The sequence below is a fragment of the Curtobacterium sp. MCBA15_007 genome, assembly GCF_001864905.1.
GTDB classification, from domain to species: domain Bacteria; phylum Actinomycetota; class Actinomycetes; order Actinomycetales; family Microbacteriaceae; genus Curtobacterium; species Curtobacterium poinsettiae.
The window spans coordinates 101,778-128,058 of record NZ_MJGM01000024.1; the positions used below are offsets into that span (position 1 = coordinate 101,778).

At 71.9% G+C, this 26,281-nt stretch carries 29 protein-coding genes; 23 read left to right on the forward strand and 6 right to left on the reverse strand.

Annotated elements, in window-relative coordinates:
• The first annotated feature begins 96 nt into the window (after positions 1-96).
• The 9 genes from BIU95_RS12070 to BIU95_RS12110 all read left to right on the forward strand — a co-directional run bounded on the left by BIU95_RS12070 (position 97) and on the right by BIU95_RS12110 (position 6,234).
• The gene (locus tag BIU95_RS12070; protein WP_217639439.1) at positions 97-333 is read left to right on the forward strand and encodes a helix-turn-helix domain-containing protein; all 237 of its coding nucleotides are present in this window, start codon (positions 97-99) and stop codon (positions 331-333) included.
• Between the two features lie 26 nt (positions 334-359).
• Positions 360-1,163: a sulfite exporter TauE/SafE family protein gene (locus BIU95_RS12075; RefSeq protein ID WP_056073198.1), complete on the forward strand. Its 804-nt coding sequence runs from the start codon at positions 360-362 to the stop codon at positions 1,161-1,163.
• Positions 1,160-1,795 carry a DNA alkylation repair protein gene (locus BIU95_RS12080; RefSeq protein ID WP_071251771.1) on the forward strand — a complete coding sequence of 212 codons (636 nt, stop codon included), beginning with the start codon at positions 1,160-1,162 and terminating at the stop codon, positions 1,793-1,795. The genes BIU95_RS12075 and BIU95_RS12080 overlap by 4 nt, the downstream gene beginning before the upstream one ends.
• A gap of 220 nt (positions 1,796-2,015) precedes the next feature.
• Positions 2,016-3,209 (forward strand): zinc-dependent alcohol dehydrogenase, encoded by a 1,194-nt coding sequence (locus tag BIU95_RS12085; protein ID WP_017887523.1) that lies wholly within the window; start codon positions 2,016-2,018, stop codon positions 3,207-3,209.
• Positions 3,209-4,273: an NAD-dependent epimerase/dehydratase family protein gene (locus BIU95_RS12090; RefSeq protein ID WP_071251772.1), complete on the forward strand. Its 1,065-nt coding sequence runs from the start codon at positions 3,209-3,211 to the stop codon at positions 4,271-4,273. Before BIU95_RS12085 ends, BIU95_RS12090 begins: the two co-directional genes overlap by 1 nt.
• Before the next feature lie 274 nt (positions 4,274-4,547).
• On the forward strand, positions 4,548-4,850 hold the full coding sequence (locus tag BIU95_RS12095; RefSeq protein WP_139179768.1) for an SHOCT domain-containing protein: 303 nt from the start codon (positions 4,548-4,550) through the stop codon (positions 4,848-4,850).
• Positions 4,847-5,101: a hypothetical protein gene (locus tag BIU95_RS12100; RefSeq protein ID WP_071251774.1), complete on the forward strand. Its 255-nt coding sequence runs from the start codon at positions 4,847-4,849 to the stop codon at positions 5,099-5,101. Before BIU95_RS12095 ends, BIU95_RS12100 begins: the two co-directional genes overlap by 4 nt.
• Before the next feature lie 9 nt (positions 5,102-5,110).
• Positions 5,111-5,521, forward strand: a complete 411-nt coding sequence (locus BIU95_RS12105; RefSeq protein ID WP_017887519.1) for a DUF6314 family protein — start codon at positions 5,111-5,113, stop codon at positions 5,519-5,521.
• Between the two features lie 47 nt (positions 5,522-5,568).
• Complete coding sequence (locus BIU95_RS12110; protein WP_017887518.1) at positions 5,569-6,234, forward strand: pentapeptide repeat-containing protein; 666 nt, start codon at positions 5,569-5,571, stop codon at positions 6,232-6,234.
• A gap of 60 nt (positions 6,235-6,294) precedes the next feature.
• On the opposite strand, the gene BIU95_RS12115 is transcribed toward BIU95_RS12110, so the two are convergent.
• Positions 6,295-7,290: an NAD(P)/FAD-dependent oxidoreductase gene (locus BIU95_RS12115; RefSeq protein ID WP_056073190.1), complete on the reverse strand. Its 996-nt coding sequence runs from the start codon at positions 7,288-7,290 to the stop codon at positions 6,295-6,297.
• A 58-nt stretch (positions 7,291-7,348) separates the two neighbouring features.
• Here BIU95_RS12115 and BIU95_RS12120 point away from each other — a divergent pair, with 58 nt between their 5' ends.
• Positions 7,349-7,966, forward strand: coding sequence for a helix-turn-helix domain-containing protein (locus BIU95_RS12120; protein ID WP_056073188.1), 618 nt, complete (start codon positions 7,349-7,351; stop codon positions 7,964-7,966).
• A gap of 9 nt (positions 7,967-7,975) precedes the next feature.
• Here BIU95_RS12120 and BIU95_RS12125 read toward each other — a convergent pair whose 3' ends face one another.
• Entirely contained in the window at positions 7,976-8,617 is a 642-nt protein-coding gene (locus tag BIU95_RS12125) for a hypothetical protein (RefSeq protein WP_071251775.1), read from the reverse strand.
• 111 nt (positions 8,618-8,728) lie between these two features.
• Entirely contained in the window at positions 8,729-9,484 is a 756-nt protein-coding gene (locus BIU95_RS12130) for a glycosyltransferase family 2 protein (RefSeq protein ID WP_042538311.1), read from the reverse strand.
• Positions 9,485-9,577: 93 nt separating this feature from the next.
• Between BIU95_RS12130 and BIU95_RS12135 the strand changes: the two genes are divergently transcribed.
• The 6 genes from BIU95_RS12135 to BIU95_RS12160 all read left to right on the forward strand — a co-directional run bounded on the left by BIU95_RS12135 (position 9,578) and on the right by BIU95_RS12160 (position 14,403).
• On the forward strand, positions 9,578-10,003 hold the full coding sequence (locus BIU95_RS12135; RefSeq protein WP_042538313.1) for a MarR family winged helix-turn-helix transcriptional regulator: 426 nt from the start codon (positions 9,578-9,580) through the stop codon (positions 10,001-10,003).
• 58 nt (positions 10,004-10,061) lie between these two features.
• Positions 10,062-10,703, forward strand: coding sequence for an MBL fold metallo-hydrolase (locus tag BIU95_RS12140; protein WP_042538315.1), 642 nt, complete (start codon positions 10,062-10,064; stop codon positions 10,701-10,703).
• A 54-nt stretch (positions 10,704-10,757) separates the two neighbouring features.
• Entirely contained in the window at positions 10,758-11,447 is a 690-nt protein-coding gene (locus tag BIU95_RS12145; RefSeq protein ID WP_071251776.1) for an HAD family hydrolase, read from the forward strand.
• Positions 11,448-11,554: 107 nt separating this feature from the next.
• Positions 11,555-12,037 (forward strand): GNAT family N-acetyltransferase, encoded by a 483-nt coding sequence (locus BIU95_RS12150; RefSeq protein WP_231564055.1) that lies wholly within the window; start codon positions 11,555-11,557, stop codon positions 12,035-12,037.
• A gap of 51 nt (positions 12,038-12,088) precedes the next feature.
• On the forward strand, positions 12,089-12,709 hold the full coding sequence (locus BIU95_RS12155; protein ID WP_017887509.1) for a TetR/AcrR family transcriptional regulator: 621 nt from the start codon (positions 12,089-12,091) through the stop codon (positions 12,707-12,709).
• Positions 12,706-14,403, forward strand: coding sequence for an MDR family MFS transporter (locus BIU95_RS12160; protein ID WP_017887508.1), 1,698 nt, complete (start codon positions 12,706-12,708; stop codon positions 14,401-14,403). Before BIU95_RS12155 ends, BIU95_RS12160 begins: the two co-directional genes overlap by 4 nt.
• Positions 14,404-14,623: 220 nt before the next feature.
• Here BIU95_RS12160 and BIU95_RS12165 read toward each other — a convergent pair whose 3' ends face one another.
• Positions 14,624-15,622 (reverse strand): LacI family DNA-binding transcriptional regulator, encoded by a 999-nt coding sequence (locus BIU95_RS12165; protein WP_040419828.1) that lies wholly within the window; start codon positions 15,620-15,622, stop codon positions 14,624-14,626.
• Between the two features lie 162 nt (positions 15,623-15,784).
• Between BIU95_RS12165 and BIU95_RS12170 the strand changes: the two genes are divergently transcribed.
• Genes BIU95_RS12170 through BIU95_RS12185 form a run of 4 tightly spaced genes read left to right on the forward strand, consistent with a single transcriptional unit; the run spans position 15,785 to position 20,102 of the window.
• Positions 15,785-16,816: a nucleoside hydrolase gene (locus tag BIU95_RS12170; RefSeq protein ID WP_071251777.1), complete on the forward strand. Its 1,032-nt coding sequence runs from the start codon at positions 15,785-15,787 to the stop codon at positions 16,814-16,816.
• 5 nt (positions 16,817-16,821) lie between these two features.
• Positions 16,822-18,252 (forward strand): MFS transporter, encoded by a 1,431-nt coding sequence (locus BIU95_RS12175; RefSeq protein WP_071251778.1) that lies wholly within the window; start codon positions 16,822-16,824, stop codon positions 18,250-18,252.
• Positions 18,249-19,109: a ribokinase gene (locus tag BIU95_RS12180; protein WP_071251779.1), complete on the forward strand. Its 861-nt coding sequence runs from the start codon at positions 18,249-18,251 to the stop codon at positions 19,107-19,109. Before BIU95_RS12175 ends, BIU95_RS12180 begins: the two co-directional genes overlap by 4 nt.
• Positions 19,110-19,160: 51 nt before the next feature.
• Positions 19,161-20,102, forward strand: coding sequence for a Ppx/GppA phosphatase family protein (locus BIU95_RS12185; protein WP_056073155.1), 942 nt, complete (start codon positions 19,161-19,163; stop codon positions 20,100-20,102).
• A 12-nt stretch (positions 20,103-20,114) separates the two neighbouring features.
• Here BIU95_RS12185 and BIU95_RS12190 read toward each other — a convergent pair whose 3' ends face one another.
• Positions 20,115-20,735 carry an antibiotic biosynthesis monooxygenase gene (locus BIU95_RS12190; protein WP_228499466.1) on the reverse strand — a complete coding sequence of 207 codons (621 nt, stop codon included), beginning with the start codon at positions 20,733-20,735 and terminating at the stop codon, positions 20,115-20,117.
• 166 nt (positions 20,736-20,901) lie between these two features.
• Here BIU95_RS12190 and BIU95_RS17775 point away from each other — a divergent pair, with 166 nt between their 5' ends.
• Positions 20,902-21,714, forward strand: a complete 813-nt coding sequence (locus tag BIU95_RS17775; RefSeq protein ID WP_083389358.1) for a cupin domain-containing protein — start codon at positions 20,902-20,904, stop codon at positions 21,712-21,714.
• An 11-nt stretch (positions 21,715-21,725) separates the two neighbouring features.
• Here the strand turns inward: BIU95_RS17775 and BIU95_RS12200 are convergent, their stop codons facing one another.
• Entirely contained in the window at positions 21,726-22,736 is a 1,011-nt protein-coding gene (locus BIU95_RS12200) for a Ku protein (protein ID WP_071251781.1), read from the reverse strand.
• A 135-nt stretch (positions 22,737-22,871) separates the two neighbouring features.
• Between BIU95_RS12200 and BIU95_RS12205 the strand changes: the two genes are divergently transcribed.
• Together BIU95_RS12205 and BIU95_RS12210 are read left to right on the forward strand one after the other, a co-directional pair.
• Positions 22,872-23,762 carry an SDR family oxidoreductase gene (locus BIU95_RS12205; protein ID WP_071251782.1) on the forward strand — a complete coding sequence of 297 codons (891 nt, stop codon included), beginning with the start codon at positions 22,872-22,874 and terminating at the stop codon, positions 23,760-23,762.
• Positions 23,759-26,269: an ATP-dependent DNA ligase gene (locus BIU95_RS12210; protein ID WP_071251783.1), complete on the forward strand. Its 2,511-nt coding sequence runs from the start codon at positions 23,759-23,761 to the stop codon at positions 26,267-26,269. Before BIU95_RS12205 ends, BIU95_RS12210 begins: the two co-directional genes overlap by 4 nt.
• The last annotated feature ends 12 nt before the right edge of the window (positions 26,270-26,281 follow it).

The window sequence follows — 26,281 nt, forward strand, 5'->3', positions numbered from 1 at the left end:
CCTTTTCTGCTCACTCGATGAAAGGCCTCGCATGGTGCGAGGAGCCCGCTGTCCCGGATCGGCTTCGTCGCAGGGTTCGATCAGGGTGACGTCACCGTGGTCATCCGCGCCGAGCTCGAGCCTGACCTGGCGTGCTCGCTCGAGGAAGCCACGGCGCTGCGGGCCGAGGCCGAGGCGAAGGAGGCTCGAGCGCTCTCGCTGCGGCGAGCGATCGCTGTCTCGCTGAAGGACGACGGCCTCACCCTGCGGGACATCGCGGTCGTCCTCGGCGTCTCGTACCAGCGGGTGCACCAGCTCGTGCACGAGGACGAGCGGGCGCTGGCTGCGTCGTAGCCCGCGGCGCGGATAGCCTGGGCGGGATGAGGAAGCGCGGCGGAACCGGGATCGTGTTGGTGGCGATCGGGGTCCTTGCGGGGGTGCTGTCCGGACTGTTCGGCGTCGGCGGTGGGGTCATCGTCGTGCCGGCGCTGATGGCCTTCGCACAGATGGACCAACGACGGGCCTCGGCCACCTCGCTCGTGGCGATCGCCCCCGCGGCCGTCGTCGGGGCGATCGCGTACGCCGTGCAGGGCGAGGTGCACTGGTTCGCGGCCCTGACCCTGGCGATCGGCAGCGTCATCGGCGCCCCGATCGGCGCACGGCTGCTCCGTGCCCTGCCGCTCCGCGTGCTGCCGTGGATATTCGTCGGGTTCATCGCCGTCGTGCTCGTGTCGCTGTTCACCACGGTGCCGACCCGCGGTGGCGAGGTGCACTTCGGGGTCGTCGAGGCGATCGTCCTGCTGTTGCTCGGGCTGCTGTCGGGTGTGCTGTCCGGGCTGGTCGGGGTCGGCGGCGGGGTCGTCATCGTGCCGGGCCTCGAGGTCGTGCTCGGCGCCGGTGACCTGCTGGCGAAGGGCACGTCGCTGCTCACGATGGTGCCGACGTCGGTGTCCGGGACGGTCGCGAACCTGCGGCGCCGCGCGGTCGACCTGCGCGTCGGGTTGACGGTCGGCATCACCGCCGCCGTCTGTTCACCGGGCGGCGCGGTACTGGCACGCCTGGTCGATCCACAGGTCGGCACCTGGTTGTTCGCGGCGTTCCTGGTGGTCGTCGCGGTCATCGTGCTCAGCCGCGGGCGTCGGAGAGCGCCGCAGGCCGACGTGAGCGACGGGGCGGCCGCGTGACGGGCCTCCAGGCAGGGCGTGATGCGGAGGCCGTGCTGGCGGCGTTCGCCCGGACCACCGGCGACGTCGCCGCGGCCCGCAGGGTCGCCCGGCAGTTCCACGACCTCGACGAGGGGGAACGCTCGGCACTGCTCTGGAGCGAGGACGACGGCGCGAAGCTCGTCGCGGTCCTGCTGCTCGTGCAGGCGATGCGGGCGTACCCCGACACGGAGTTGACGGACGAGTACCTGTCGGCGGCGAAGGCCGAGCGGTTCGAGGACCCGGTGCTCGTCGACCTGGCTGCCGAGGAACTCGTCGGCGCCCCCTTGCTGGGCGGTTCGATCGGTCCGCTGTTCGCGCTGGCGAAGTCCGACGTGGCGATGGTCCGGCGGATCGCGGTCGTCGCGACCCTGGCGTTCGTGAAGCAGGGCGACGCCGAGGTGCCGCTCGGGATCGCCGGACGCCTGGTGCGGGAGCGCAGCGAGACGGTGCAGTCGGCGCTCGGGTTGGTGCTGCGCGAGACGGGGAAGCGGGCGTCCGAGGCGGCGCTGGTGGCGTTCCTGGAGCAGAGCGGCCGGTTCCTCAGCCCGGCGGCCCGCCGGACGGCGACCGAGCACCTGCCACCGACGGAGCGGGACCGGCTGCGGGGCTGACCGGCGTCCGCCGAGCGGTGCGCCGACGTCCGGCGAGCGACGCGCCGACGTCCGCCGAGCGAGACGCCGGCGTCCTCCACGCGACGCGCCGCCGTCCGCGCGCCGACCCGCGCGAGGGGGACCCGGGGCTGGGAGCGTCCACGGGTCGGACGCGTACCGAGGAGGGGAACGCGAGTCGTGCCTCCAGGCCGGCTCGAAGCGACCACGAGAGGAACGCAACGTGCGCGCACTGACCTACCAGGGCACCGAGAAGGTGTCCGTCGAGACCGTCCCCGACCCGACCATCCAGGAGCCGACCGACGCGATCGTGCGGATCACCTCCTCGGCGATCTGCGGCTCCGACCTGCACCTGTACCGCGTGCTCGGCCCGTACATCGACCGCGGCGACGTCCTCGGCCACGAGCCGATGGGCGTCGTGGAGGAAGTCGGGTCCGGCGTCACCAACCTGAAGGTCGGCGACCGCGTCGTCATCCCCTTCAACATCTCCTGCGGCCACTGCTGGATGTGCCAGCACGGCCTGCAGTCCCAGTGCGAGACCACCCAGGTGACCGAGTACGGCACCGGGGCCTCGCTGTTCGGATACACGAAGATGTACGGCCAGGTCCCCGGCGGCCAGGCCGAGTACCTGCGCGTGCCGCACGCCGACTACGGCCCCATCGTCGTGCCGGACGACGGCACCCCCGACGACCGCTGGCTGTTCCTGAGCGACATCCTGCCCACCGCGTGGCAGGCCGTGCAGTACGCCCAGGTGCCCGAGGGCGGCACGCTCGCCGTGCTCGGCCTCGGCCCGGTCGGCCAGTTCGCCGCCCGCATCGGCAAGCACCTCGGTTACCGCGTGCTCGCCGTCGACCCCGAGCAGGTCCGCCGTGACCTGGGGGCGAAGCACGGCGCCGAGGTGTTCGACCTGACGAAGGACATGGTCCCCGAGCTCGTCGACCTGACCGACGGCCGCGGCCCCGACGGTGTCGTCGACGCCGTCGGTATGGAGGCCCACGGCAACCCGATGGCGGGCTTCGCGCAGCGCGCCGCCGGCCTGCTGCCGGACAAGCTCGCGCAGAAGGCGATCGAGACCGCCGGTGTCGACCGCCTGGCGGCCGTGCACGCGGCAATCGACCTGGTCCGTCGTGGCGGCACCGTCTCGCTGAGCGGTGTCTACGGCGGCATGGCCGACCCGATGCCGATGATGACGCTCTTCGACAAGCAGATCACCATCCGCGAGGGCCAGTGCAACGTGAAGCGCTGGATCGACGACATCATGCCGCTCGTCTCGGACCCGTCGGACCCGCTCGGCACGCTCGACCTGACGTCGCACCGTGTCTCGCTCGAGGACGCCCCGCACATGTACGAGGTCTTCCAGAAGAAGCAGGACGACTGCGTCAAGGTCGTCCTCGACCCCGCGATGGCCGCAGCCTGATGCGGATCGTCGTCGTCGGCGCGACCGGCAACGTCGGGACGGCGGTGCTCCGTCGGCTCGCGGCGGTGCGCGCCGACGGCGACGGTGACGCCGCTGGCCGTGACGGCACCGGCGTCCAGATCGTCGGCGTCGCCCGGCGGCTGCCGGACCTGCGTGCGGAGCCGTACGACGCCGCCGTCTGGCACGCCGTCGACGTCGGTGCCGCGGACGCCGTGGACCAGCTCGCCGCCGTGTTCCAGGGTGCTGACGCCGTCATCCACCTGGCGTGGGCGCTGCAACCGACGCACGACATCCCGGTGCAGTACCGCACGAACGTGACGGGCACGGCGAACGTCCTGGCTGCCGTCGCACGTGCCGAGGTGCCCCAGGTGGTGGTGGCGTCCTCGGTGGGTGCCTACCGCGGGGTGGACGTCGACGGCAAGCGGACTCCCGTGGACGAGAGCTGGCCGACGGACGGCATCCCGACGGCGACGTACTCGATCCACAAGGCCGCCAACGAGGCGGCGATGGACGCGTTCGAGGCCGACCACCCCGCCGTGACCGTCACCCGGCTGCGCCCGGGGCTGATCTTCCAGCGGGACGCCGCCGCCGAGATCCGCGGGCTGTTCCTCGGACACCTCGTGCCGATGTCGATCGTGCGGTGGATCCGCTGGCTCGTGCTGCCGCTGCCCTACCCGTTCGTGTTCCAGGCCGTGCACGCCGACGACGTCGCCGACGCCTACTGGCGCGCGGTCGACCGACGGGCAGCGGGGGCGTTCAACATCGCCGCGACGCCCGTGCTCAACCCGCCGAGACTGGCTCGGGCCTTCGGCATGCTCGGCGCCGTACGGATCCCGCTGGGGCTGCTGCGCGGGATCGTGACGCTGACGTGGCGGCTGCGGTTGCAGCCGACGGACGCCGGGTGGATCGACATCGCGGCCGGTGTGCCGATCATGCGGACCGACCGTGCCCGGTCGGTGCTCGGATGGGAGGCCCGACACACCTCCGAAGAAGCGTTGCGTGCACTCGTGGCCGGCTTCGCGGACGGTGCGAACGTGCCGGGATCGGGGCCGCTGCGCGGCTGAGCGGGGTCGGGCTGGCTGGGGTGGGGTGGTCGCGCTGGGCGGGGCTCGCGCTGCCGGGTCGGATCGGGCGTACCGGGTGCTTCCGGGCGTACCGGGTCGGGAGTTCCGACCAGGTACGCCCGTTTCCACGTTCCATCGCGGGCGTTCTGGGAAGGAACGCCCGCTCGTGTTCCCCGTCTCGCGCTACGCTTCGCTCGTCGTTGTGAGAAGGGGGAGCGCGATGGTGCTCAGTGGTTCAGTGTTCGGTGAGATCGACGGGCCGGGTGGCTCGGGGATGCCCGATCTGTTCGACGGCTGGTTCGGCATCGCCTTCGGGGTCGTCGTCGCCCTGGCGATCCTCACGACCCTGACGATCGCCGTCCTGGCGCTCTACCGGGGCAAGCGGATGGCCGACCGCGGTCAGAACCCGCTCACCATGCAGGAGGACATCGCGTACCAGGCGATGCAGAGCCGCACGTTCGCACCGGACAAGCCGCTCGAACAGCGCCTCGACGAACTGGACGACCTGCACGCCCGCGGCGTGATCTCCGACGAGGAACACCGCAGCGCCCGAGCGGAAGCCCTGCGCGGACGATGATCGCCTCGGAAGAACTCCACAACCCCCTCATCCCGCCGGTCTACGACCTCGTCTGGACCCTGCTGATGGTGCTCGTCGTCGTGGCGGTCATCGCCGCCGTGTGCATCGCGGTCGTCCGCAGTCGGCGCCCGCACGGTGCGCGCCGGACCTCGCCGGAACAGCGGCTCCTCGAACTCGACGAGCTGCACGCCCGCGGGGTCATCAGCGAGGACGAGCGCCGAGCCGCGCGGGCGGAGGCCCTGCGCGGTTAGCCTGGGCGGGTGCTGCTGCCGACGGACCTGCTCGGGGTGTGGGAACTCCACCGCACCGTGCACGACCACCGCGCCGGTGCCGCGGGGACCGTCACCGGGACCACCACCCTGACCCTGGTCGGTGACGACGAGGTGCGCTGGGACGAGTCCGGCGTGATGACGTTCGACGGCCGGACGACCCCGGTCTCGCGCACCCTCGTCCTGCGGCGCGGCCCGGACGGCGGCTGGACCGTGCACTTCTCCGACGGTCGGGTCTTCCACGACTGGGTCTGGGGCAGGAGCGTCGCCCACGCCTGCGCTCCGGACGACTACACCGGGGCCTTCGACGGCGACCAGGACCGCTGGAGCGTGCGGTGGGAAGCGCGCGGCCCCGCGAAGGACTACCGGCTGGACAGCGTCCTCACCCGACCCCGGTCCTGATCCCGGTCGGGGCCCGCGGGGTCGGCGGTCACCGACAGACTGGGTGCATGGCACGTTCCTCCGGCACCGACGCCCCGCGCATCACCCTGACCGAACCGATGAACCTGGAGGACTGGGCGCCAGCTCCCGGTGACGTCCTGACGGGCGACCGCATCGAGGGCAAGCGCATCGACGTCCTCGACCTGACCGGCGAGCGGCTGCCCGACCTGGAGATCGAGGAGTGCGTGATCGACACGCTCCGGGGGGACGATGCCGACTTCCGTGGGCTCCGCGTCCGTGACTCGATCATCGACTCGCTGGACGCCCCGATCCTGCGGGCATCGAGCAGTACGTGGCGCGAGGTCCGGGTTTCCGGCGGGCGGGTCGGCTCGGCGGAGTTGTACGACTCCGGGCTGAACGGCGTCGAGTTCGTCGGCATGAAGTTCGGGTTCGTGAACCTGCGTGGCTCGACGATCACCGACGTGGTGTTCCGCGACTGCGTCATCGACGAGCTCGACATCGCCGACGCGAAGCTGCTGCGGGTGTCGTTCGACGGCAGCAGCATCCGTGCTGCCGAGGGGTCGAACACCCGCATCGACCACGTCGACCTGCGCGGAGCCGACCTGGACCGGGTCGAACGGCTCGAGGGGTTCCGCGGGGCCACGATCGGCGCCGACCAGCTCTACACGCTCGCGCCGCTGCTGGCTGCACAGGCCGGCTACCGCGTCGACTGACCGAGCCCGGGTTTCGCGCTCACCGACACTGCACGCCCGCCAGGCCCCACGGACTGTCGCTCAGCGCGAAACATCGGCCGCACCGACGCCCGCACCGACCCCGGCCAGCGCCTCCGCCAGGTCGGCCTGCACCAGGTCGCCGTGCACCGCCGCGCCTGTCTGGGTGCCGGCAGCCGCCGACGCGATGACCGTCGCCATCGGGGCCGTCACGTTGCCGGCCGCGTAGACACCCCGAACCGCCGTCTGCCCGGTGGCGTCCACGGTCAGGGCCGTCCCGAACCGGAAGTCACCCATGAACTGGTCGGTGGCGGTGAGGCCCAGCCCGGACAGGAAGCCCACCCGTGCCTCGGGCCGGCTCGCCGTGGCCAGGGCATCGAGTTCGACCGACGAACCGTCGCCGAGCCGGATGCCGGTCAGCCGGTCACCCTCGGACACGACGGCGGCGACGGGGCCCTCGACGACCGAGATGCCGCGGGCGGCCAAACCGGCCAGGGCGGTGTCGTCCATCAGTGCCGGATCGGTCAGGAACACGGTCACCCGCTCGCTCAGCGCCCGGAACATGAGCGCGTGGTGTGCGCCGTTCGGCGTCGTGACCAGGACCCCGATCCGCTGGTCGCGGATCTCCCACCCGTGGCAGAACGGGCAGTGCACGACCCCGCGCCCCCACTGCTCGGCCAGGCCCGGGACCTCCGGCAGGACGTCCACGGCGCCGGAGGCGACGACCAGCCTGCGTGCGGTGACGACCGCGCCGGAGTCCAGCGTGACCGAGAAGCCGACCGTGTCGTGACCGTCACCGGTCGTGGCGGACGTGGCCACGATCCTCCCGGCCGTGACCCGGACGCCGTAGGCGGCGACCTCGTCGCGACCGATGCGGAGCAGCTCGGTGGGTGCGACGCCCTCGTGGCCGAGGTAGTTGTGCGCGCCGGCCGCCGGCGCGTTGCGGGGCTCGCCGGAGTCGACGACGAGCACCGAGCGCCGCGAGCGGCCGAGGATGAGGGCGGCGGACAAGCCGGCGGCCGAGCCGCCGATGACGATGACGTCGAAGTGTTCGGGCATGCGCTGATCATGCGGCGGGAGCGACTGCGACAGCAACCAAATTTGCCGGTATGGCAACATGGGCGCCATGGGACACGGCAACCGGGACGCGACCGCCCCGCGCTCGACAGCCGAGGTCGTCGACGGGGTCGGCCCCCGACTCCGCGCGCTGCGCGTCCATCGCGACGTGACGCTCGCCGCGCTGTCCGAACAGACGGGGGTGTCGGTGAGCACCCTGTCGCGGCTCGAGTCCGGGCAGCGGAAGCCCACGCTGGAACTGCTGCTGCGCCTCGCCCGGGCCTACATGGTGCCCCTCGACGACCTGGTCGGCGCACCGCAGACGGGCGACCCTCGCGTGCACATGAAGCCCGAGGTGCACGGAGGCCGCGTCGTCGTGCCGCTGACGAAGCGCACCGGCGGGGTGCGCTCGTTCAAGCAGCTGTTCCCGCCGAACACCCCCGGTGGCGAACCGTCGCTCAAGACGCACGAGGGCTACGAGTGGCTCTACGTGCTGTCCGGACGGCTCCGGCTCGTGCTGGGGGAGCACGACCTCGACCTCGGGCCCGGCGAGGTCGCCGAGTTCGACACCCACACCCCGCACTGGATGGGCAACGTGACCGACTCCGTCACCGAGGTGTTGTGCCTGTACGGGCCGCAGGGCGAACGAGCCCACGTGCGGTCTCGTCCGGCCCGCTGACCGGTTGGGTCAGTCCGTGAAGACGTGCCCCACGACGTCGTCGAGCAGATCGGTCGTCTCGATGTTCGACTGCTGGATGTGGATGCCGATGTCGCCCCGCGCGAAGTACGTGTCGCCGTCGGTGACCGGGTACTGCGAGTTCTTCGAGACCTTCTGGCACAGGAACCCGTCGGACTCGTCGTCGCAGTCGTAGCCCTTCGTGGCGAGCTGCTCCAGCGCGTCGCGGGCGGCCGCGGGGTCGACGGCGTCGACCGCGATGGACAGGTACGAGGTGTCGGCCTGCGGCTCCCGCCACACGCAGTACAGGCGCTTGCCGTCGCCCAGCAGTGCCGGGGTGAACGAGCTCTTCGGGATCGCGATCGGGTCGCCGACGACCGACGGGTCGTTGAGCGGTGCCGAAGCGAACGCCTCGTCCCACTTGCCGGGTGTGATCAGGTCGGTGCAGCTGGCCGGGACGGTGGCCGTGTCGACGTCGACGTCGACGTCCGCGTCCGCGTCCTCGGAACTCGTGGGGCCGGGACTCGGCGCCGTCGTCGGGTCGGCTGCGGAGGTCGCGGTGGCGCTCGCCGGTCCGGCCGGTCCGGCCTGGGCGCAGCCGGTCAGGGCGAGACCCGCAGCCACCAGGGCAGTGAGCACGATCGTGTGGCGCATGGTTCCCCTTCGTCCGGTCGCGTCAGGTGATGACCGTCGCTCACGAACGTACCGACCGGGGGCCGCGGTGGCTGAGACCGTCACCGATTCGTTGTCCCCCGACCCCGTCGGTCAGCGGCTGCGCCACCACTGCGGCGACCGCGACCGTGCGCGCAGCCGTCGCGCCCACCGGCGCACCGGGTTCGCCCGTCGGCCGTTCACGCGGAACGTGTGGAAGGCACGTCGCGTCCGGACCCAGACGGACGGGAGGCCCGCCAACGGTCGCGCAGACACCTGCACCGTGAGCACGGGGTCGGCCACCACCCGCCAGGCCGGGTCGAGCTGCATGCTCAGGTCGACGTCGTCGTGCACCTCGGCGTCGCCGCGGTGCACCCTGCGGGCGACCGCGGCCCAGGTCGACCGGCGCATCGCCATGGCGGACCCGAACAGCGGCGGGCGCCCGAGCGCGCTCCACATCAGGACGAAGTACGGGCCCATGTACACGGCGTCCCACAGCCGTCGCACCACGGGGCCACCGCCACGAGGCCGGCCCGGCCCGGTCACCGCGACGACCTCGGGGTCGGCCACCAACCGGACCGCGTCGGCGATCCAGGACGGCGGTGGGACGGAGTCGGCGTCGAGCCGCACGATGACGTCCCCTGATGCACGGTCGTAGCCGCGCGCCGACGCCCGGGCGATCCCGCGCACCGGTTCCGTGAGGACGACCGCACCGGCGCCCCGGGCGACCGCCGCGCTGTCGTCGGTGCTGCCGTTGTCGACCACGACCACCTCGTCGGCGGGCCGGGTCTGGACCGCGAGGGCGGTGAGGCACCGGCGCAGGTGCACGGCGTCGTCCCGCACGGGGATCACGACCGAGACACGGGGCATCCATCGATCCAACCGGCTGTCAGCTGTGCGGATTGTCGGACCGCGTCCCCCACTGTCCCGGCCCGCCGATCACCGCGCGGTAGCGTTCCGGGCATGGACCCGATCGACGCGCTCGCCGCCGAACTGCGGCAGTCCATCGGACGCCTCGTGCGCGCCGCACGACGCGAGGCGGACGCGCTGCCGGCCACGCACGCCACCACCCTCGGGTTCCTGCAGCGTGAGGGCCCCATGACCATCGCGGAACTCGCGCGACGCCGGGGCGTGAAGCACCAGGGGCAGTCCCGCACGGTCGGCGAACTGGCCGGGCTCGGGTTCGTCGACCGGACCGCGTCGGACACCGACCGGCGGGCAACGGTGATCCGGATCACCGACGCCGGCCGGGCCGCGCTGCAGCACGACACGGACGCCCGGACGGACTGGCTGGCCGAGGCGCTCCGTCAGGAGACCGACGCCGAGGAGCGCGCCCTGCTCAGCCGCCTGCCCGAGCTGTTCGAGCGGGTCGCGCGCCGGGCGGACTGAACGCGCCCGCACCTCCGGCACAGCAGGACTTCTACAACACCGCTGTACGGTCGACGGCATGGAGTTGACGAAGTACAACCACGCCACCGTCGTCCTCGAGCAGGACGGCGTCACCCTCGTCATCGACCCCGGGGTCTTCACGCCCGAGGCCGTCGACCTCGTCCGCGGTGCCGCGGGCGTCCTCGTCACGCACGACCACCCCGACCACTTCGACATCGACGCGCTCCGCGCGGGACTCGCCGCGGACCCCGACCTCGTCGTGCGCGGCCCGGAGACCGTCGTCGAGCAGCTCGGCGAACACCACGGACGCGTCGCAGCGGTGCACGCCGGTGACACGATCACCGTCGGATCGTTCTCCGTCCGGGTCTTCGGTGAGCAGCACGCGGTCATCCACCCCGACATCCCGTCCACCGCGAACGTCGGCTACCTGGTGGACGACGCGGTCTTCCACCCGGGCGACGCGTACCTCGAGCCCGGCGTCCCGGTGCCGACCCTGCTGCTGCCGACGAGCGGCCCCTGGACGAACACCGCCCAGGCCGTCGACTACGTCCGCGCCGTGGCACCCGAGCGGGCGGTGCAGATCCACGAGGCGATGCTGAGCGAGCTCGGTCAGCAGTCCGCCGCGCGCTTCCTCGGGCCAGACGGTCTCGGGCCGGTCCCGGTCCTGATCCTGCCCGCGGGGGAGACGATCACCCTCTGACGGACGCGGGTTGCCCCTGGGAGGCGATCCGGGCCTCCCGAGCAGCATGGAGGGATGGCCGACGCACCCACGACAGCAGTCCTCTTCGACATCGACGGCACCCTCGCCGACTCGAACTACGCGCACATCGACGCGTGGTGGCGAGCGTTCCTGGCGGCGGGGGAGTCCGTCGACGCCTGGCGCATCCACCGCGCCATCGGCATGGACTCGGCGAAGCTGCTCGAGACGCTGCTGCCGGACGCGTCCCAGGAGACCCGCGACACCGCGAAGCAGTTCCACACCGCCTACTACGCCGAGCAGATGCCGCGGCTCCGGCTGCTGCCGGGTGCGCGCGAGCTCCTGCAGGCCGTCGCCGAGGCCGGGCACGCCGTCGTCCTGGCGACCAGCGCCCCCGAGCACGAACTCGCCCGCCTGCGCGACCTGCTCGACGCGGGCGAGTGGGTCACCGCCGAGACCAGCTCCGAGGACGTCGAGCAGGCGAAGCCGGACCCCGGCATCATCCGGGTGGCGCTCGACAAGGTCGGGGTCTCCGCTGACGACGCTGTGATGGTCGGGGATGCCATGTGGGACGTCGAGTCCGCCGGCAAGGTGGGGGTGACGTGCGTCGGCGTGATGACCGGTGGCATCGGCGGTGACGAACTCCGCGATGCCGGAGCGGCCGAGGTGTACGACGACGCTGCGGCCGTGCTCGCGGCGTTCCGCGCCGGCGAGGGTCCGCTCGCGGCACTCGGTCGGCGCGCCTGACGGGCGGCGCGCCTGACGGGCGGCGCGCCTGACGGGTGGCGCCGGTCGTGCTCGACGGCCGTCCTCGGTTTCTGCGACGTCGGTCGCCCGTGCCAGGATCGACGTTCGTGATCACGATCGAACGCGTGTCCTGGGACGACCCCCGCAGCGTGGTGCTCCGCGCCCGCATGGACGACGAGATGCACGAGCGCTACGGGTCGGCGAACGCCGGCGAGGACCCGGCGGTCACCGCCGAGCGCAGCCGTGCGCTGAGCGTCGATCCGTCGACGGTCGTCACGTCGATCCTGGCCGTCGACGAGTCCGGCGAACCGGTCGGGCACATCGCCGTCCGGCGTCTGGGGGACGAGGTCGAGCTGAAGCGCCTCATCGTGCTGGCGTCCGCGCGCGGCAAGGGTGCGGCCACCGCACTGCTCGACGAGTGCGAGCGCGTCGGTCGCGAACTCGGCGCCCCGCGGCTCATCCTGCAGACCGGTGACAAGCAGCCCGACGCCGTGGCGCTCTACCGCAAGACCGGCTGGGACCAGATCGACGTCTACGAGCCCTACGCCGCGACGATGCCGTGGTCGTTCTGCTTCGAGAAGACCCTGTAACTCGACCCGGTCCACATTGCACTTTCACCACGAGAGTGCAATTCTTGCTTGGTGAGCACCACCGAACGCACCCGAGCGCTCCGCCGACGCATGATCGGCGAGGCGCGTCGGGCGACGGTCGAGCACGGGCTGCACGGCTTCACGATCGAGCAGCTCTGCGAGACCGTCGGGGTGTCGCGCCGCACGTTCTTCAACCACTTCGGGTCGAAGGACGACGCCGTGCTCGGCATCGAGCTCAACGCTGACGTCGAGGCGATCGACGCCTACGCCGCGGGCGGCATCGTCCCCGCGGGACTCGACCCCCTCGACTCGATCGTGGCGCTGGCCATCGACCAGTTCCACCGGGTCGGCATCGCCCGCGCCGACGAAGCCCTGGTCCGCCGGGTGTTCGAGCGGGAGCCGGCGCTCGTCGCACGGTTCCTGTCGGCGACCGACGTGCAGCTCGCCCGGGTCACCGTGGCGCTCGGACGGCGGTTCGGGTGGGACGACCCCGCCGACCGCCGACCGCGTCTGGTCACCGAGACCGCGGCGGCGCTCCTCAAGGTCACCGCGACCGAGTACTTCGACGACGCGTTCGACGAGGCCACGGGGCCGACGTTCGACGCGCTGCTCACCGAGAACCTCCGCCTGCTCAGGGCGGTCACCACGACCGAACGGGAACACACCACATGAGCGCCACCGCGCCGGGCACCACCAAGCGTGCCCGCCCAGGCTCCGACGGACCGCTGCTCCTGACGCAGCGTCGCATCTGGATCATCTTCTCCGCCCTGATCGCGGGGATGCTGCTCTCCAGCCTCGACCAGACCATCGTCTCCACCGCGATGCCGACCATCGTCGGGGAGCTCGGCGGCGTCGCGCACCAGGCCTGGCTGACGACCGGGTACCTGCTGGCCTCGACGATCGTGATGCCCGTCTACGGCAAGTTCGGCGACGTCCTCGGCCGTCGCAACCTGTTCCTCATCGCGATCGCGCTGTTCACCATCGCGTCGGCCGGGTGCGCGTTCGCCACGGACTTCACGCAGCTCGTGGCGTTCCGTGCCATGCAGGGCCTCGGTGGCGGTGGCCTGATGATCCTGTCGCAGGCGATCATCGCGGACATCGTGCCGGCGTCGCAGCGCGGCAAGTACCTCGGCCCGCTCGGGGCGATCTTCGGTCTGTCCGCCATCGGCGGCCCGCTGCTCGGTGGCTTCTTCGTGGACCACCTCACCTGGAACTGGGCGTTCTACATCAACATCCCGGTCGGCATCGCGGCGTTCTTCGTGGCGTGGTTCGCGCTGACCCTGCCGAACAAGAAGGCCACGAAGCGCATCGACGTGCTCGGGGTGCTCTTCATGTCCGCGGCGACCACGTGCCTGGTGTTCTTCTCGGAGTTCGGCGGCAGCAAGGACCACGGCTGGGACGCCCCCGAGACCTGGGCCTGGTTCGCCGGTCTCGTCGTCTCGGCAGCACTCCTGGTGTTCGTCGAGTCCCGCGCGCAGGACCCGGTGCTGCCGCTGTCGTTCTTCCGCAACCGCACCTTCCTGCTGGCGACCGGCATCGGCCTGGTGCTCGGCATCGGCATGTTCGCGGCGATCGGGTTCGTCCCGACGTTCCTGCAGATGGCCTCGGGCACCTCGGCCGCGGTCTCCGGCCTGCTGATGCTGCCGATGATGGCCGGCCTGATCGGCACCTCGATCGCATCGGGTGTCCTGATCACCAAGACCGGCCGCTACCGGATGTTCCCGATCGTCGGCACGGTGCTGGTGGCCATCGCGATGCTCGCGATGACCCAGCTGGCGGCGGACACCCCGATCTGGCTCATCTGCGCCTACCTGTTCGTCTTCGGTGCGGGGCTCGGCCTGATCATGCAGGTGGTCGTCCTCGTCGCGCAGAACGCCGTTCCTGCCGAGCAGGTCGGGACCGCCACGTCGACGAACAACTACTTCCGCGAGGTCGGTGCCTCCCTCGGCACCGCCGTCTTCGGCGCGCTCTTCACCGCGCGGCTCACGACGTCGCTGACCGACGTGTTCCGCGGTGCCGGTGGCTCGGCGACCGATGCGGCGTCGTCGGCGGGCAGCATCGACCCGTCGACCGTCGCAGGGCTGCCGCCGGCGGTGCAGGACGGCGTCGTGAACGCCTACGCCGACTCGCTCGCACCGGTGTTCTGGTACCTGCTGCCGTTCATCGCGGTGGCGTTCCTGCTCGCGCTGTTCCTGCCGCAGATCACACTGTCCGACACGGCCGGCATGGTCGCCCGTGGCGAGGCCGTCGGCGGTGACGAGGCCGACGAGCTCGAGCGGGCCCAGCGCGCGGCCCGGACGGCGGGGTCGGAGTCCGTCTCGTCGGGTGGTGAGACGCCGGCGTCCCGCCGGGACGCCTCGGATTGAGCGAGACGCCGCCGGATTCGGCGGCGTCCAGCGGATCGCGGGGCGCGTTGTGGAGACGACGGCGTGCTGACGGGAGGCGCGGCGCCAGCTGGTGCCGCGCCTCCCGTCGGTCGTCCGGTCGCGCTCACTGCCGCAGCCGGCGTTTCGTGCCGAGCGACACCTCACGCGTTCCAGCGCGCGTGCGCCGTCGCTGAGCGCGTGAGGTCGCGGTCGCCCGGCGCTACGCGCCGGTGCTCGCGCGCGGGACGAGCCGTGTCGGCAGGGCCGCGGGCTCGGCGGCCGTGCCGTCGAGCGTCGCGAGGAGTCGCAGTGCCGCAGCCCGACCGAGGTCAGCGCCGGGCAGTGCCACGCTCGTCAACGCCGGCGCGGTGACCGACGACGACGGCAGGTCGTCGAAGCCCGCGACCGCGAGTGCGCCGGGGACGGCGATGCCGAGCGCGCCAGCGACCCGCAGGACCCCGTAGGCCAGGGTGTCCGCGGCCGCGACGACGGCGGTGACGTCGTCGTCCTGCCAGGCCTCGATGACGTGCTCGGTGGCCGAGGCCGCGGCCTCGACGGTCAGGTCGGCACGGGCGGTGACCTCGGAGACGGTGATGCCGGCGTCTGCGCAGGCCTGCTCGAACAGGTCGCGGCGCACGCCGAACGTCGCCGCCCGCGAGGTGCCGTCGAGGTAGCCCACGTGCCGGTGCCCCTGGTCGTGCAGGTGTGCGACGAGCTCGTGCACGCCGGTGGAGAGGTCGTAGTTGACGGCCTCGGGGCCACCGGGGGCGTCGAGCAGCACCACGGGGACGCTCGCCGACATCGGCTCGTCGGCGGCGGGGGCATCGACCAGGATGCCGGCGGGCCGGAGCCGTTCGAAGCGCCGGACGTCGGCCGCGACGGGCTGCGCGCCCCGTTCGGTGACGGAGAGCACGAGCTGGAACCGGTCGCCCAGGGTGTCGCGGACCCCACGGATGACCTCGGCGAAGAACGGGTTCGACAGGTCGGGGGCGATGAACACGACGAGGTCACCGCTGCCGCGCGCCAGGGAACTCGCGGCGTGGTCGACGACGTAGCCGAGGTCGTCCACGGCGTCGCGGACCCGCGCGGCGATGGGAGCCGAGACCCGCCCGCGGTCCTTGCCGTTCACGACGAGGGAGACCGTGGCGATGCTCGTGCCCGCACGCTCGGCCACCATCGCAGCGGTCACACGACGGCTCGGGGCGGCGGGGGAGGGCACCCGTCGATGCTAGCGAGCGCGGTGCTCGAACTTGACGTCAAGCGTTTGACGTGTTTCGATGTCAAACGCTTGACGCGCCGCGTCGCCAGCGTTCTGCCGGCCCGTGGATCCCCACCACGTCGAGCACTCACCTCGATTCCCCGAAGAAGTGGAGCGCCCAGCGTGCCCGATGCGACCCAGCCCGCCGCGAAGATCATCCTCGACTGCGACCCCGGCCACGACGACGCCGTGGCGCTCCTGCTCGCCCACGGCAGCCCGGCGATCGACCTGCTCGCCGTGACCACCGTCGTCGGCAACCAGACCCTGCCGAAGGTCACCCGCAACGCCCTGGCCGTCGCGCGGATCGCCGGCATCACCGGGGTGCCGTTCGCCGCCGGTGCCGCCCGCCCGCTGCTGCGTCAGATCGAGGTCGCCCCGGACATCCACGGCGAGAGCGGCCTGGACGGCCCGATGCTCCCCGAGCCGTCGTTCGACCTCGACGAGCGCCACGCCGTCGACCTGATCATCGACACCGTGATGGCGCACGAGCCCGGCACGGTCACTCTCGTGCCGACCGGCGGCCTGACGAACATCGCCCTCGCCGCCCGCAAGGAGCCCCGCATCGTCGAGCGCGTCAAGCAGGTCGTGCTCATGGGCGGCGGCGTGCACGTCGGCAACTGGAGCCCGGTCGCCGAGTTCAACATCGTCATCGACCCCGAGGCCGCGGCCATCGTGTTCGAGGCCGGCTGGGACGTCGTGATGGTCGGTCTCGACCTGACGCACCAGGCCCTGGCCACCCCCGAGGTCGCCGCGCGCATCGCCGGTGTCGGCACCGCCCCCGCCGCGTTCGTCGGTGAGCTGCTCGACTTCTTCGGGCAGACCTACAAGGACGCCCAGGGCTTCGACGCCCCGCCGGTGCACGACCCCTGCGCCGTCGCCTACGTGATCGACCCGACGATCGTCCGTGCCGTGAAGGTCCCGATCCACGTCGAGACCCAGGGCGCCCTGACCCTCGGGATGACCGTCGCCGACTTCCGCGCCCCGGCGCCCGAGGACTGCCGCACGAGCGCCGCGATGGAGCTCGACCACGGCCGGTTCTGGGACCTGGTCGTCGACGCGCTCGAGCGCATCGGCGAGACGGCCGACACCGGCTGGACCCCTCGTGCCGCCGCCGACGCCGTCGAAGCCGGCATCACCACGACCCCGGAGCACTGAACCCCATGACCACCACCTCGACGAAGAAGTCGATCGGCGCCCTCACCGCCGCGCTCCTCGCCGCGTGCATCGCGTTCCAGCTGAACGCGAGCATGCTCAGCCCCGCGCTCGTCACGATGGCGCGCGAGCTCCACACCGACGACGCCACCATCGGCCTGTCGCAGACCCTGTACTTCACGCTCGCGGCGCTGTTCTCGCTGTTCCTGCCGCGGCTCTCCGACATCGTCGGTCGCAAGCGCGTGCTGCTCGGCATGCTCGCCGTGATGCTCGTCGGCAGCATCGTCGCCGCGCTCGCGGTGAACGTGCCGATGCTGTTCGCCGGCCGGATCATCCAGGGCGTCACGGGTCCGGTCGTCCCCATCTGCCTGCTCGTCCTGCGCAACGAGATCAGCGACCCGAAGCGCTACGGCGCCGCGCTCGGGCTGCTGACCGCGGTGAACGGCGGCATCGCGGGCGTCGACGCCCTGGCCGGCGGGTGGATCGCGACGAACTTCGGGTTCCGCGGGATCTTCTGGGTCATCGCCGTCGTCACCGTCCTCGCCCTGTTCCTGGTCGCCGTCTGGGGCGTTGAGTCGAAGCCCTCCGCCGGCACCCGGATGGACTGGATCGGTGTCGTCCCACTGGTGGTGAGCGTCGGCGCGCTGCTGACGGCGTTCAACGAGGCCGGCAAGCTCGGTGCGGCGAACCCCGTGCTCGTGGTCGGTGGCGTCGTCGTCGCGCTCGTCGCCTTCGCGGTGTTCTGGGCCGTCGAGTCGCGGGTGCGGGAACCCCTGGTCGAGACCCGGTTCCTGAAACGCCGTGCGACCTGGGCGCTCCTGGCGACGACGTTCCTGACGATGACGGGCGTGTTCGCGGTCGTCAACGGCCTGGTCACGTCGCTCGCACAGAACGGCGACGCCGGCTTCGGCATGGAGCCCGACCTGGCCTCGCTCGTGTTCCTCACCCCGTACGCGCTGGTCGGCTGGATCGTCGGACCCTTCGCCGGGCGCCTCGCCCCGACCATCGGGTACCGCGCTGTCCTGCGCTTCGGCCTGATCGGCAGCATCGTCTCGACCGTGCTGATGGCGCTCGTCGGCGTGCACTCGCTGCCCGTGCTGGTCACCGCGACCGTGCTGATCGGCATCACCTACGCCGGCATCGCGAACATCATCCTGAACGGCCTGGGCATCGTGCTGTCGCCGGAGTCGAACCCCGGGTTCCTGCCCGGCCTGAACGCCGGTGCGTTCAACCTCGGCGCCGGGGTCAGCTTCGCCGTCCTGCCCGCGCTGCAGATCGCGCTCGGCGTCGGCGGTTCCGCGGGCACCGCCGGGTACTCCGGTGGCATGCTGCTCGGGGCCGCGATCACGACCGTCGCGCTCGCGATCTCGTTCCTCATCCCCCGTCCGGAGGGCGCCGAGACCACCCCCGTCGCCCCGCAGAAGGAGACCGTCCGTTGACCGAGAGCATCGTCGTCGTCGGGTCGCTCAACGCGGACCTGGTGGTCCGCACCGAGCGCTTCCCCCAGCCCGGTGAGACCCTGCAGGGCTCGGACCTCGCGATCCTGCCCGGCGGCAAGTCCGCCAACCAGGCGGTGGCTGCCGGGAGGCTCGGGGGCACGGTGCGCATGATCGGTGCGGTCGGCGACGACGGGAACGGTGCGCTGCTCCGCGACTCCGTCGCGGCTGCGGGTGTCGACACGACGCACGTCGCCGTCCGTCAGGGAACGGCGACCGGCACCGCCGTCATCACGGTCGACGCCGCAGGCGAGAACACCATCGTGATCTCCGCCGGGGCGAACGGCACGCTGACGCCGGAGGACGTGCCGACCGACGCCTTCACCGACGCCACGGTGCTGGGGCTCTGCCTCGAGGTGTCGATCGACGTCGTCCTCGCCGCCGCCCGGGCTGCGCACGCCGCCGGGGTCACGGTGCTCACGAACCTGTCGCCCTTCGGCGCGGTGCCGGCCGAACTGCTCGAGCTGACCGACGTGCTGCTCGTGAACGAGCACGAGGCCGCCGCGCTCGGGGACCACGGTGTCGCGCGGTCGATCGTCACCCGTGGTGGTGCCGGCTGCGTCGTGCACGATCGCGGTGCCGATCCGGTGTCGATCGACGCCGTGCGGGTCGAGCCGGTGGACACCACGGGCTGCGGCGACGCCTTCATGGGTGCGGTGGCGCTGCGCCTGGCCACCGGGGACACCCTCGTCGACGCCGCCCGGTTCGCGGTGGGGGTCGGGGCGTACGCCGCGACCAAGCCGGGCGCGCAGGCCTCGTACCCGACCACCGCCGAGCTGGAGGCGTTCCTGCGGGCGTGACCCGCGCCTCCCGGCCGTGGGGTGACTGCGCGGCCCACTAGCGTTGGGTCCATGCGCGTGGGAGTCCTCGACATCGGGTCCAACACCGGCCACCTGCTCGTCGTGGACGCCCATGGCGGCGCTGCGCCGCTGCCGGCGTCCTCGTTCAAGCAGCCGCTGCGGCTGGCCGAGCACCTCGACGACTCGGGCGCGGTGACCCAGCAGGGGATCGACGCCCTGACCACCTTCGTCGCCGACGCGGTCCGCGTCGCCGAGGAGCGCGGCTGCGAGGACATGCTCGCGTTCGCCACCTCGGCGGTGCGCGACGCCGGCAACTCCGAGGCCGTGCTCGCCCACGTCGAGGCCTCCACCGGGGTCGAGCTGGCCGTCCTGTCCGGCTCGGACGAGGCCCGGCTGACGTTCCTGGCCGTGCGCCGCTGGTTCGGCTGGTCCGCCGGTCGCCTGGCGGTCTTCGACATCGGCGGGGGCTCGCTCGAGATCGCCGGCGGTGCCGACGAGGCACCGGACGTCGCGTGGTCGATGCCGATCGGTGCCGCCCGGCTGGCGCGCTCCTACTTCTCGGCCGGCACCCCGACCGAGGACGACGTCCGCCGCATCCGGCACGAGATCCGCGTGGAGATCGCCCGTGACGCCGGACGGTTGCTCCGCTCGGGGCGTCCGGACCGGGCCGTGGCGACGTCGAAGACGTTCCGGTCGATCGCCCGCGTCTGCGGGGCCGCGCCGTCCGCCGCCGGACCACTCGTGCCCCGTGCGCTCGACGGCGCGGTGCTGCGGCAGCGCCTGCCGGAGCTGCTGACGATGTCGGTCGACGAGCTCGCGGCGCTGCCCGGTGTCTCACCGAGCCGCGCACACCAGGTGGTGCCCGGCGCGCTCGTCGCCGAGGCGTGCCTGGACATCTTCGACCTGCCGGCCCTCGAGATCTGCCCGTGGGCACTGCGCGAGGGCGTCATCCTCGAGCGGCTCGATCAGCTGTCGGTGCTCGGGACCCCGTAGCGACCCGTCGATCTAGCCGCGCGGCTGCCGGACCGGCTGCTGCCGTTGCTGTTGCGGTTGCTTCGGCGGTGCGAGCAGCCACGGACGGATCAGCTTCGTCACGAACGGCAGCACCCAGAACGTCATGATCGGCGTGAGCACGACGGTCGTGATGAGCACCCGGGGCAGGATCGCGACGTGCGCGAACGCGGGGACGAGCCAGGCCATCAGGTACGTGAAGGCGAGGTTCACCGGGAAGAAGCCGAGCCAGATGCTCACGGACTGCTTCCACCGCGGGGGAGCGCTCGAGGCCGGAGCGTCCTGCGGGACGTCGAACCACCCCTCGATGCCGGTGCGCTTCTCGACGCGGGACTCCACCACCAGGTCACGGCCCAGGTCGAGCCACCGCAGCCGGTCGTCGGAGTTCTCCCACGTCGCCAGGGAGTCGTGGTCGGCGAACCGGTAGAGCATGTGCCACTCGCGCGACTGCGCCCGGGAACGCACCCACCCGGAGCCGAGGAAGCCCGGGTAGCGGTTCGCCAGGTTCACCCCGGACTGCACCCAGCGGGTGGCCTCGGGGATGCGGTCGGGTTCGACCAGGCGGGTGACGGAGACGGTGACGGGTGGGCCATCGGTCGCGGGTGGCGACGACAAGGCCCCAGGCTCTTCTGGAGTCATGTGCCCAGTGTCGCGGACCCGTGTTTCCGGCTCGTGACACGTGCCTCGCGCGCCGGCTGAACGGATCCGCGTCGTCCTTCGACCACCGTCCCAGGTGGGTGCAAGACGATCATCTGGCGAACGCACCACCGAGAGGACCCCGATGCCCCACCCCGAGCCCACCACCACCCTCGTCGCCACCGTCGACGGGCCCGACGGCGGCACGTACGAGGTGCGGCGGCTGACGCTCCCGGTGGGTGCGTCGACCGGCTGGCACCAGCACGACGCACGCCAGACGGGTCTCGTGGTGCGCGGTGCGCTGACGCACGTCACCGAAGAGGCCACTCGGGTCGTCGGGCCGGGGCAGGCCCTGGTCGAGGAGCCGCGCATCGTGCACGACGGCCGCAGCACCGGCACGGAGGACGCCGAGCTGCTCTACGTCGCCCACCTGCCGGCAGGTGCAGCGGCGTCGACCCCGGGCGAGCCACCAGCCAACGAGGGGCCGGCCCGCAGCGCGCTCGTGACGGTCCCGCTGGGCCGGCCGCAGTTCGTGCACGCCCTGCGCTACACCGCGATGTACGCACCGAAGCCCTTCGCCGAGGCCCTGCTCGTCTACCGGGACAACGGCACGTACACGATCCTGTCCCCGGGGGAGGACCACCACGGTTGCTACGTCTCGGCGACGGACCCCGCCGAGGGGATGCGGCACGTCGCGTTCATGTCGTGGCCGTCCGCGGACTGGGGCCGGAACATCGCATCGCACACCCTGACCTTCGAGGCGGCGAGCGGCGCGTTCACCCAGGAGCTCCGGTTGCCGGGTGACCCGGTCCCGCGGGCGCAGTACGGGTACGCGGTGCCCGTCGAGGACCCGGAGTCGATCGACACCGGCGCCGGGTGGGCAGCGCTCCGCCAGCAGTACGCCGAGGTGTTCACCACGCTCGAGCGCCTGGCGGGCGGCGGGTCGACCGCGGCCTGACCCGGGAGTGGTCAGCTCGCCTGCTTCTTGGCGGCGGGCTTCTTGGCCGGGGCCTTCTTCGCCGGTGTCTTCTTCGGCGCCGACTTCGCGGGGGCCTTCTCCGTCGTGCTCTCGGCAGCCTTCTTCGCCGGTGCCTTCTTCGCCGGTGCCTTCCTGCCGGAGCCGGACGTGCCCGAGCCGGAACCGGACGACGACCGTGCGGCCGACGACGAACGCGACCCCGCGCCTCCTGTCCGCTTCTTGTCGACGGACGCACGCAGGGCGGCCATCAGGTCGAGCACGTCACCGCCCTCGTCGTCGTCCTCGTCGTCCTGCTGCTCGCCGAAGGTCTTCTCGGTGTCGATGTCGTCGCCCGCCTCGAGCTTGGCGTCGATCAGCTGCTGCAGTTCCTCCTGGTAGGAGTCGGTGTAGCGGTCGGGGTCGAAGTCGGTGGACATGCTCTCGACGAGCGAGGACGACATCTTCAGCTCGTTGGCGCTGACCTTCACCGTCGTGTCGAGGGTCTTGAAGTCGGCGGCGCGGACCTCGTCGCCCCAGAGCAGCCCCTGCAGCAGGATGACCTCGTCGTGCACCCGGAGCACCCCGAGCCGGGTCTTCTGCCGCAGGGTGAACTGCACGATCGCCAGGCGGTCGGTCTTCGCCAGGGTCTCCCGCAGCAGCACGTACGCCTTCGGCGAGCGCGAGTCGGGCTCCAGGTAGTAGGTCTTCTCGAACATCATCGGGTCGACCTGCTCGACGGGCACGAACTCGAGCACCTCGACCTCGTGCGACTGCTCCTCGGGGAGCTGCTTGAAGTCGTCCGCGGTGAGCACCACGGTCTTGTCACCGTCGTCGTAGGCGCGCTGGATGTCGGCGTACTCGACCTCGTGGCCGAACTCGCACACCCGCTTGTACCGGATGCGGCCCTTGTCGTCGTCGTGGACCTGGTGCAGGGACACGTCGTGCGTCTCGGTGGCCGCGTAGACCTTGATGGGCACGTTGACGAGCCCGAACGCGATGGAGCCCTTCCAGATCGACCTCATGCGCACATGATGCCCGCCCGCACGCGTGCGTGCCCGGAGCCGACGGTTCCTCCACAGGTCCGCCGTCCGGGGGATCGTTCCACGGATGTCCGGTTCGCTGGACCGCCGCGAGGCCGGCGCGAGCACGATGGGCCCATGAGCCAGCTCGACAAGCAGGACCCGCGCGACCAGTTCCCCCGTCCGCCGTTCCCCGCGCAGACCCAGCAGGGGTCCGGGCTGGCGAGTGCGATGGACCCCGCCCCCGACCACGGGGAGACGAGCTACCTCGGCACCGGGCGGATGCGCGGGTACCGGGTGCTCGTCACGGGCGCGGACTCCGGCATCGGCCGGGCTGCGGCGATCGCGATGGCGAAGGAGGGCGCCGACGTCGCCCTGAACGCCCTGCCGGAAGAACGCGAGGACCTCGAACAGGTCCGCGACGTCATCGGTGACCTCGGGCGCAAGGCCGTGCTGCTGCCGGGCGACCTGACGGACGAGGCCTTCTGCGACGTCCTGGTGCAGGACGCCGTCAGCGAGCTCGGTGGCCTGGACGCGCTCGTGCTGGTCGCCGGCCACCAGCAGGTGCACCAGGACGTCACCGAGCAGAGCACCGAGGACTTCGACCGCACGATGAAGGTCAACCTGTACTCGCTGTTCTGGCTCGTCCGTGCTGCCGTCCCGCACATGGCGCCGGGCAGCTCGATCGTCACGACCAGCTCGGTGTCGGCGTACCAGCCGCAGGACCGCATGATCGACTACGCCGCGACGAAGGCCGCGATCATCACGTACACGAACGGGCTCGCGCGACAGCTCGCGCCGAAGGGCATCCGGGCGAACACGGTGGTGCCCGGCCCGGTGTGGACGCCCCTGCAGCCGATCAGCTACCCGGGCGACGAGATCGCGGCGTACGGCCAGGACACCCCGTTCGGCCGTCCCGCCCAACCCGTCGAGCTCGGCAGCGCCTACGTCTACCTGGCCGGGCCCGAGTCGTCGTACACGTCCGGCACGACCCTGACGGTGGCGGGAGCGACCGGGGCGGCGCTGTGAGTCCCGCCTCGCGCAAGACCGTCGTCCTGGTCGGCGACCGTCGGCTCGCGCTCACGAACACCGACAAGGTGCTCTACCCCGAGACCGGCACCACGAAGGGTCGGGTGATCGAGTACTACGAGCGGGTCGCGCCGTGGATGATCCCGCACGTCAAGGACCGCCCCGTGACCCGGAAGCGCTGGGCCAACGGCGTCGACGGCAAGGTCTTCTTCGAGAAGAACCTGCCCGACTCGGCCCCCGACTGGGTGCGGCACCACACCATCCACCACTCGGAGCACGACAACGAGTACCCGATCGTCGACGACCTGCCGACCCTGGTGTGGATGGCGCAGCAGGCCGCGCTCGAACTGCACGTCCCGCAGTGGCGGTTCGGTCCCCGCGGTGCGCAGCAGCACCCGGACCGGCTCGTGCTCGACCTGGACCCCGGTGACGGCGTCGGGCTGCCCGAGTGCGTCGAGGTCGCCGTGGCCGCGCGCGAGATCCTGCACGGCATGGGACTCGACCCGTACCCGGTGACGTCCGGCTCCAAGGGCATCCACCTGTACGCGGCCCTCGACGGCAAGGCGACGACTGCGCAGGTCTCGGACGTCGCCCACGAGCTGGCCAAGGCCCTCGAGACGGACCTGCCGGACCTGGTGCTGTCGTCGATGAGCCGTGCCGAGCGGACGGGCAAGGTCTTCGTCGACTGGTCGCAGAACAACGGCAACAAGACGACCATCGCCCCGTACTCGCTGCGCGGCCGCGAACGGCCGACGGTCGCGGCACCACGCACCTGGAAGGAACTCGAGGAACGCGGGCTCGCGCAGCTCACGTTGGACGAGGTCCTCGAACGCCTGGAGGCCCGTGGGGACTTCCTGCACCCGGTCGCCTCCGCCTCGCTGGCCGTCGGGCGCGACGACCACGGTCACTGGGACAGCGACCGCACCGAGCGGGCGAACGACGCCGAGCAGCCCGCCCGCGACCGGCTCGCCGCCTACCGGGCCAAGCGGGACGCCTCGAAGACGCCGGAACCCGTGCCGGAAGGTGCCCCGACGGTGCGGAAGGACGGCACACCGACCTTCGTCGTCCAGGAGCACCACGCCACCCGTGACCACTACGACTTCCGGCTCGAGCACGACGGCGTGCTGGTGAGCTGGGCACTGCCGAAGGGTGAACCGACCGACCCCGGCAAGAACCACCTGGCCGTGCAGACCGAGGACCACCCGCTCGAGTACGGCTCGTTCGAGGGCACGATCCCGAAGGACGAGTACGGCGGCGGCACGGTCACGATCTGGGACGACGGCACCTACGAGCTCGAGAAGTGGCGCGAGGGGCAGGAGGTCATCGTCACCCTGCACGGTCGGACCGGCGGCGCTCGCCGCCTCGCGCTGCTGCACACCCGCGGCCGGGGCGGGGGCGACGAGAAGAACTGGCTCATCCACCGCACGAAGGAACAACCCGAACGGCTGGCGGACGGCGGCAGCGGTGCCGGGCCGGCGGTGGCGCGCACCGCACCCGGCGGGTCCGACGGGCGGCGACGGATCACCCGGGCGGCGGACGCCGAGACCCCGCCGTCGGAGCGCCGGACGATGCAGGCGACCCTGGACAAGGGCGAGACCCGGCTGGACCCGGCGGACTGGGCGTTCGAGATGAAGTGGGACGGGGTGCGGGCGCTCGCGACCGTCCGCGACGGATCGGTCACCGTGCGCAGCCGCAACGACAACGACCTGACGGCGCAGTACCCGGAACTGCAGGAACTGGGGGAGCGGGCCGGGGTGGACGGGGTCTTCGACGGTGAGATCGTGGCCGTCGACGACCGCGGCCGACCGTCGTTCCAGCTGCTCCAGAACCGGATGGGGCTGACGAAGGCGCGTGAGGTCCGGAGCGCGCAGGAGACCACCCCGGTCCGGTTCCTGCTCTTCGACGTGCTCGAGGCGGACGGGCACGAGCTGACTCGGCTCGGGTACGACGCCCGGCGCCAGGCGCTCGAGACCGTCGTGCAACCGGGTGGTGCGATCGACGTGCCGCCGGCGGTGCAGGGTGAACTCGACGCGGTGCTGGCCGCCTCGCGCGAGCAGGGCCTCGAGGGCGTCGTCGCGAAGAAGCGGTCGTCGAAGTACGCCGAGGGCCGTCGGTCCGAAGCCTGGCTGAAGCGCAAGCACCACGCCACCCAGGAAGTCGTCGTCGGCGGCTGGAAGCCGGGCAGCGGTCGGCGTGCCGGCGGGATCGGATCGCTGTTGCTCGGGGTACCCGGCCCGGACGGACTGGAGTACATCGGCAAGGTCGGCACCGGGTTCCGCGACCGCGACCTCGACGAGATCGGCGATGTCCTCGCACCACTGGCACGGAAGACCTCACCGTTCGTCGACGTCCCACGGCCCGACGCGCGGGACGCCCACTGGGTCACGCCGGAGCGCGTCGGCGAGGTCGAGTTCGCCGAGTGGACGGGTGACGGGCGGCTCCGGCAACCGTCGTGGCGGGGATGGCGGGTCGACAAGGACCCGGACGACGTCGTGCGGGAGTCCTGACGCGCTGGCCGG

What these genes read in the sequence shown, in the direction of transcription:
- BIU95_RS12095 (WP_139179768.1), top strand. Translation starts at nt 4,548, where the DNA reads ATGCCCGATCTGTTCGACGGCTGGTTCGGCATCGCCTTCGGGGTCGTC.
- BIU95_RS12100 (WP_071251774.1), top strand. Translation starts at nt 4,847, where the DNA reads ATGATCGCCTCGGAAGAACTCCACAACCCCCTCATCCCGCCGGTCTAC.
- BIU95_RS12200 (WP_071251781.1), bottom strand. Translation starts at nt 22,736, where the DNA reads ATGAGGTCGATCTGGAAGGGCTCCATCGCGTTCGGGCTCGTCAACGTG.
- BIU95_RS12115 (WP_056073190.1), bottom strand. Translation starts at nt 7,290, where the DNA reads ATGCCCGAACACTTCGACGTCATCGTCATCGGCGGCTCGGCCGCCGGC.
- BIU95_RS12175 (WP_071251778.1), top strand. Translation starts at nt 16,822, where the DNA reads ATGACCACCACCTCGACGAAGAAGTCGATCGGCGCCCTCACCGCCGCG.
- BIU95_RS12130 (WP_042538311.1), bottom strand. Translation starts at nt 9,484, where the DNA reads ATGCCCCGTGTCTCGGTCGTGATCCCCGTGCGGGACGACGCCGTGCAC.
- BIU95_RS12075 (WP_056073198.1), top strand. Translation starts at nt 360, where the DNA reads ATGAGGAAGCGCGGCGGAACCGGGATCGTGTTGGTGGCGATCGGGGTC.
- BIU95_RS12145 (WP_071251776.1), top strand. Translation starts at nt 10,758, where the DNA reads ATGGCCGACGCACCCACGACAGCAGTCCTCTTCGACATCGACGGCACC.
- BIU95_RS12135 (WP_042538313.1), top strand. Translation starts at nt 9,578, where the DNA reads ATGGACCCGATCGACGCGCTCGCCGCCGAACTGCGGCAGTCCATCGGA.
- BIU95_RS12120 (WP_056073188.1), top strand. Translation starts at nt 7,349, where the DNA reads ATGGGCGCCATGGGACACGGCAACCGGGACGCGACCGCCCCGCGCTCG.
- BIU95_RS12125 (WP_071251775.1), bottom strand. Translation starts at nt 8,617, where the DNA reads ATGCGCCACACGATCGTGCTCACTGCCCTGGTGGCTGCGGGTCTCGCC.
- BIU95_RS12160 (WP_017887508.1), top strand. Translation starts at nt 12,706, where the DNA reads ATGAGCGCCACCGCGCCGGGCACCACCAAGCGTGCCCGCCCAGGCTCC.
- BIU95_RS12185 (WP_056073155.1), top strand. Translation starts at nt 19,161, where the DNA reads ATGCGCGTGGGAGTCCTCGACATCGGGTCCAACACCGGCCACCTGCTC.
- BIU95_RS12205 (WP_071251782.1), top strand. Translation starts at nt 22,872, where the DNA reads ATGAGCCAGCTCGACAAGCAGGACCCGCGCGACCAGTTCCCCCGTCCG.
- BIU95_RS17775 (WP_083389358.1), top strand. Translation starts at nt 20,902, where the DNA reads ATGCCCCACCCCGAGCCCACCACCACCCTCGTCGCCACCGTCGACGGG.
- BIU95_RS12140 (WP_042538315.1), top strand. Translation starts at nt 10,062, where the DNA reads ATGGAGTTGACGAAGTACAACCACGCCACCGTCGTCCTCGAGCAGGAC.
- BIU95_RS12090 (WP_071251772.1), top strand. Translation starts at nt 3,209, where the DNA reads ATGCGGATCGTCGTCGTCGGCGCGACCGGCAACGTCGGGACGGCGGTG.
- BIU95_RS12110 (WP_017887518.1), top strand. Translation starts at nt 5,569, where the DNA reads ATGGCACGTTCCTCCGGCACCGACGCCCCGCGCATCACCCTGACCGAA.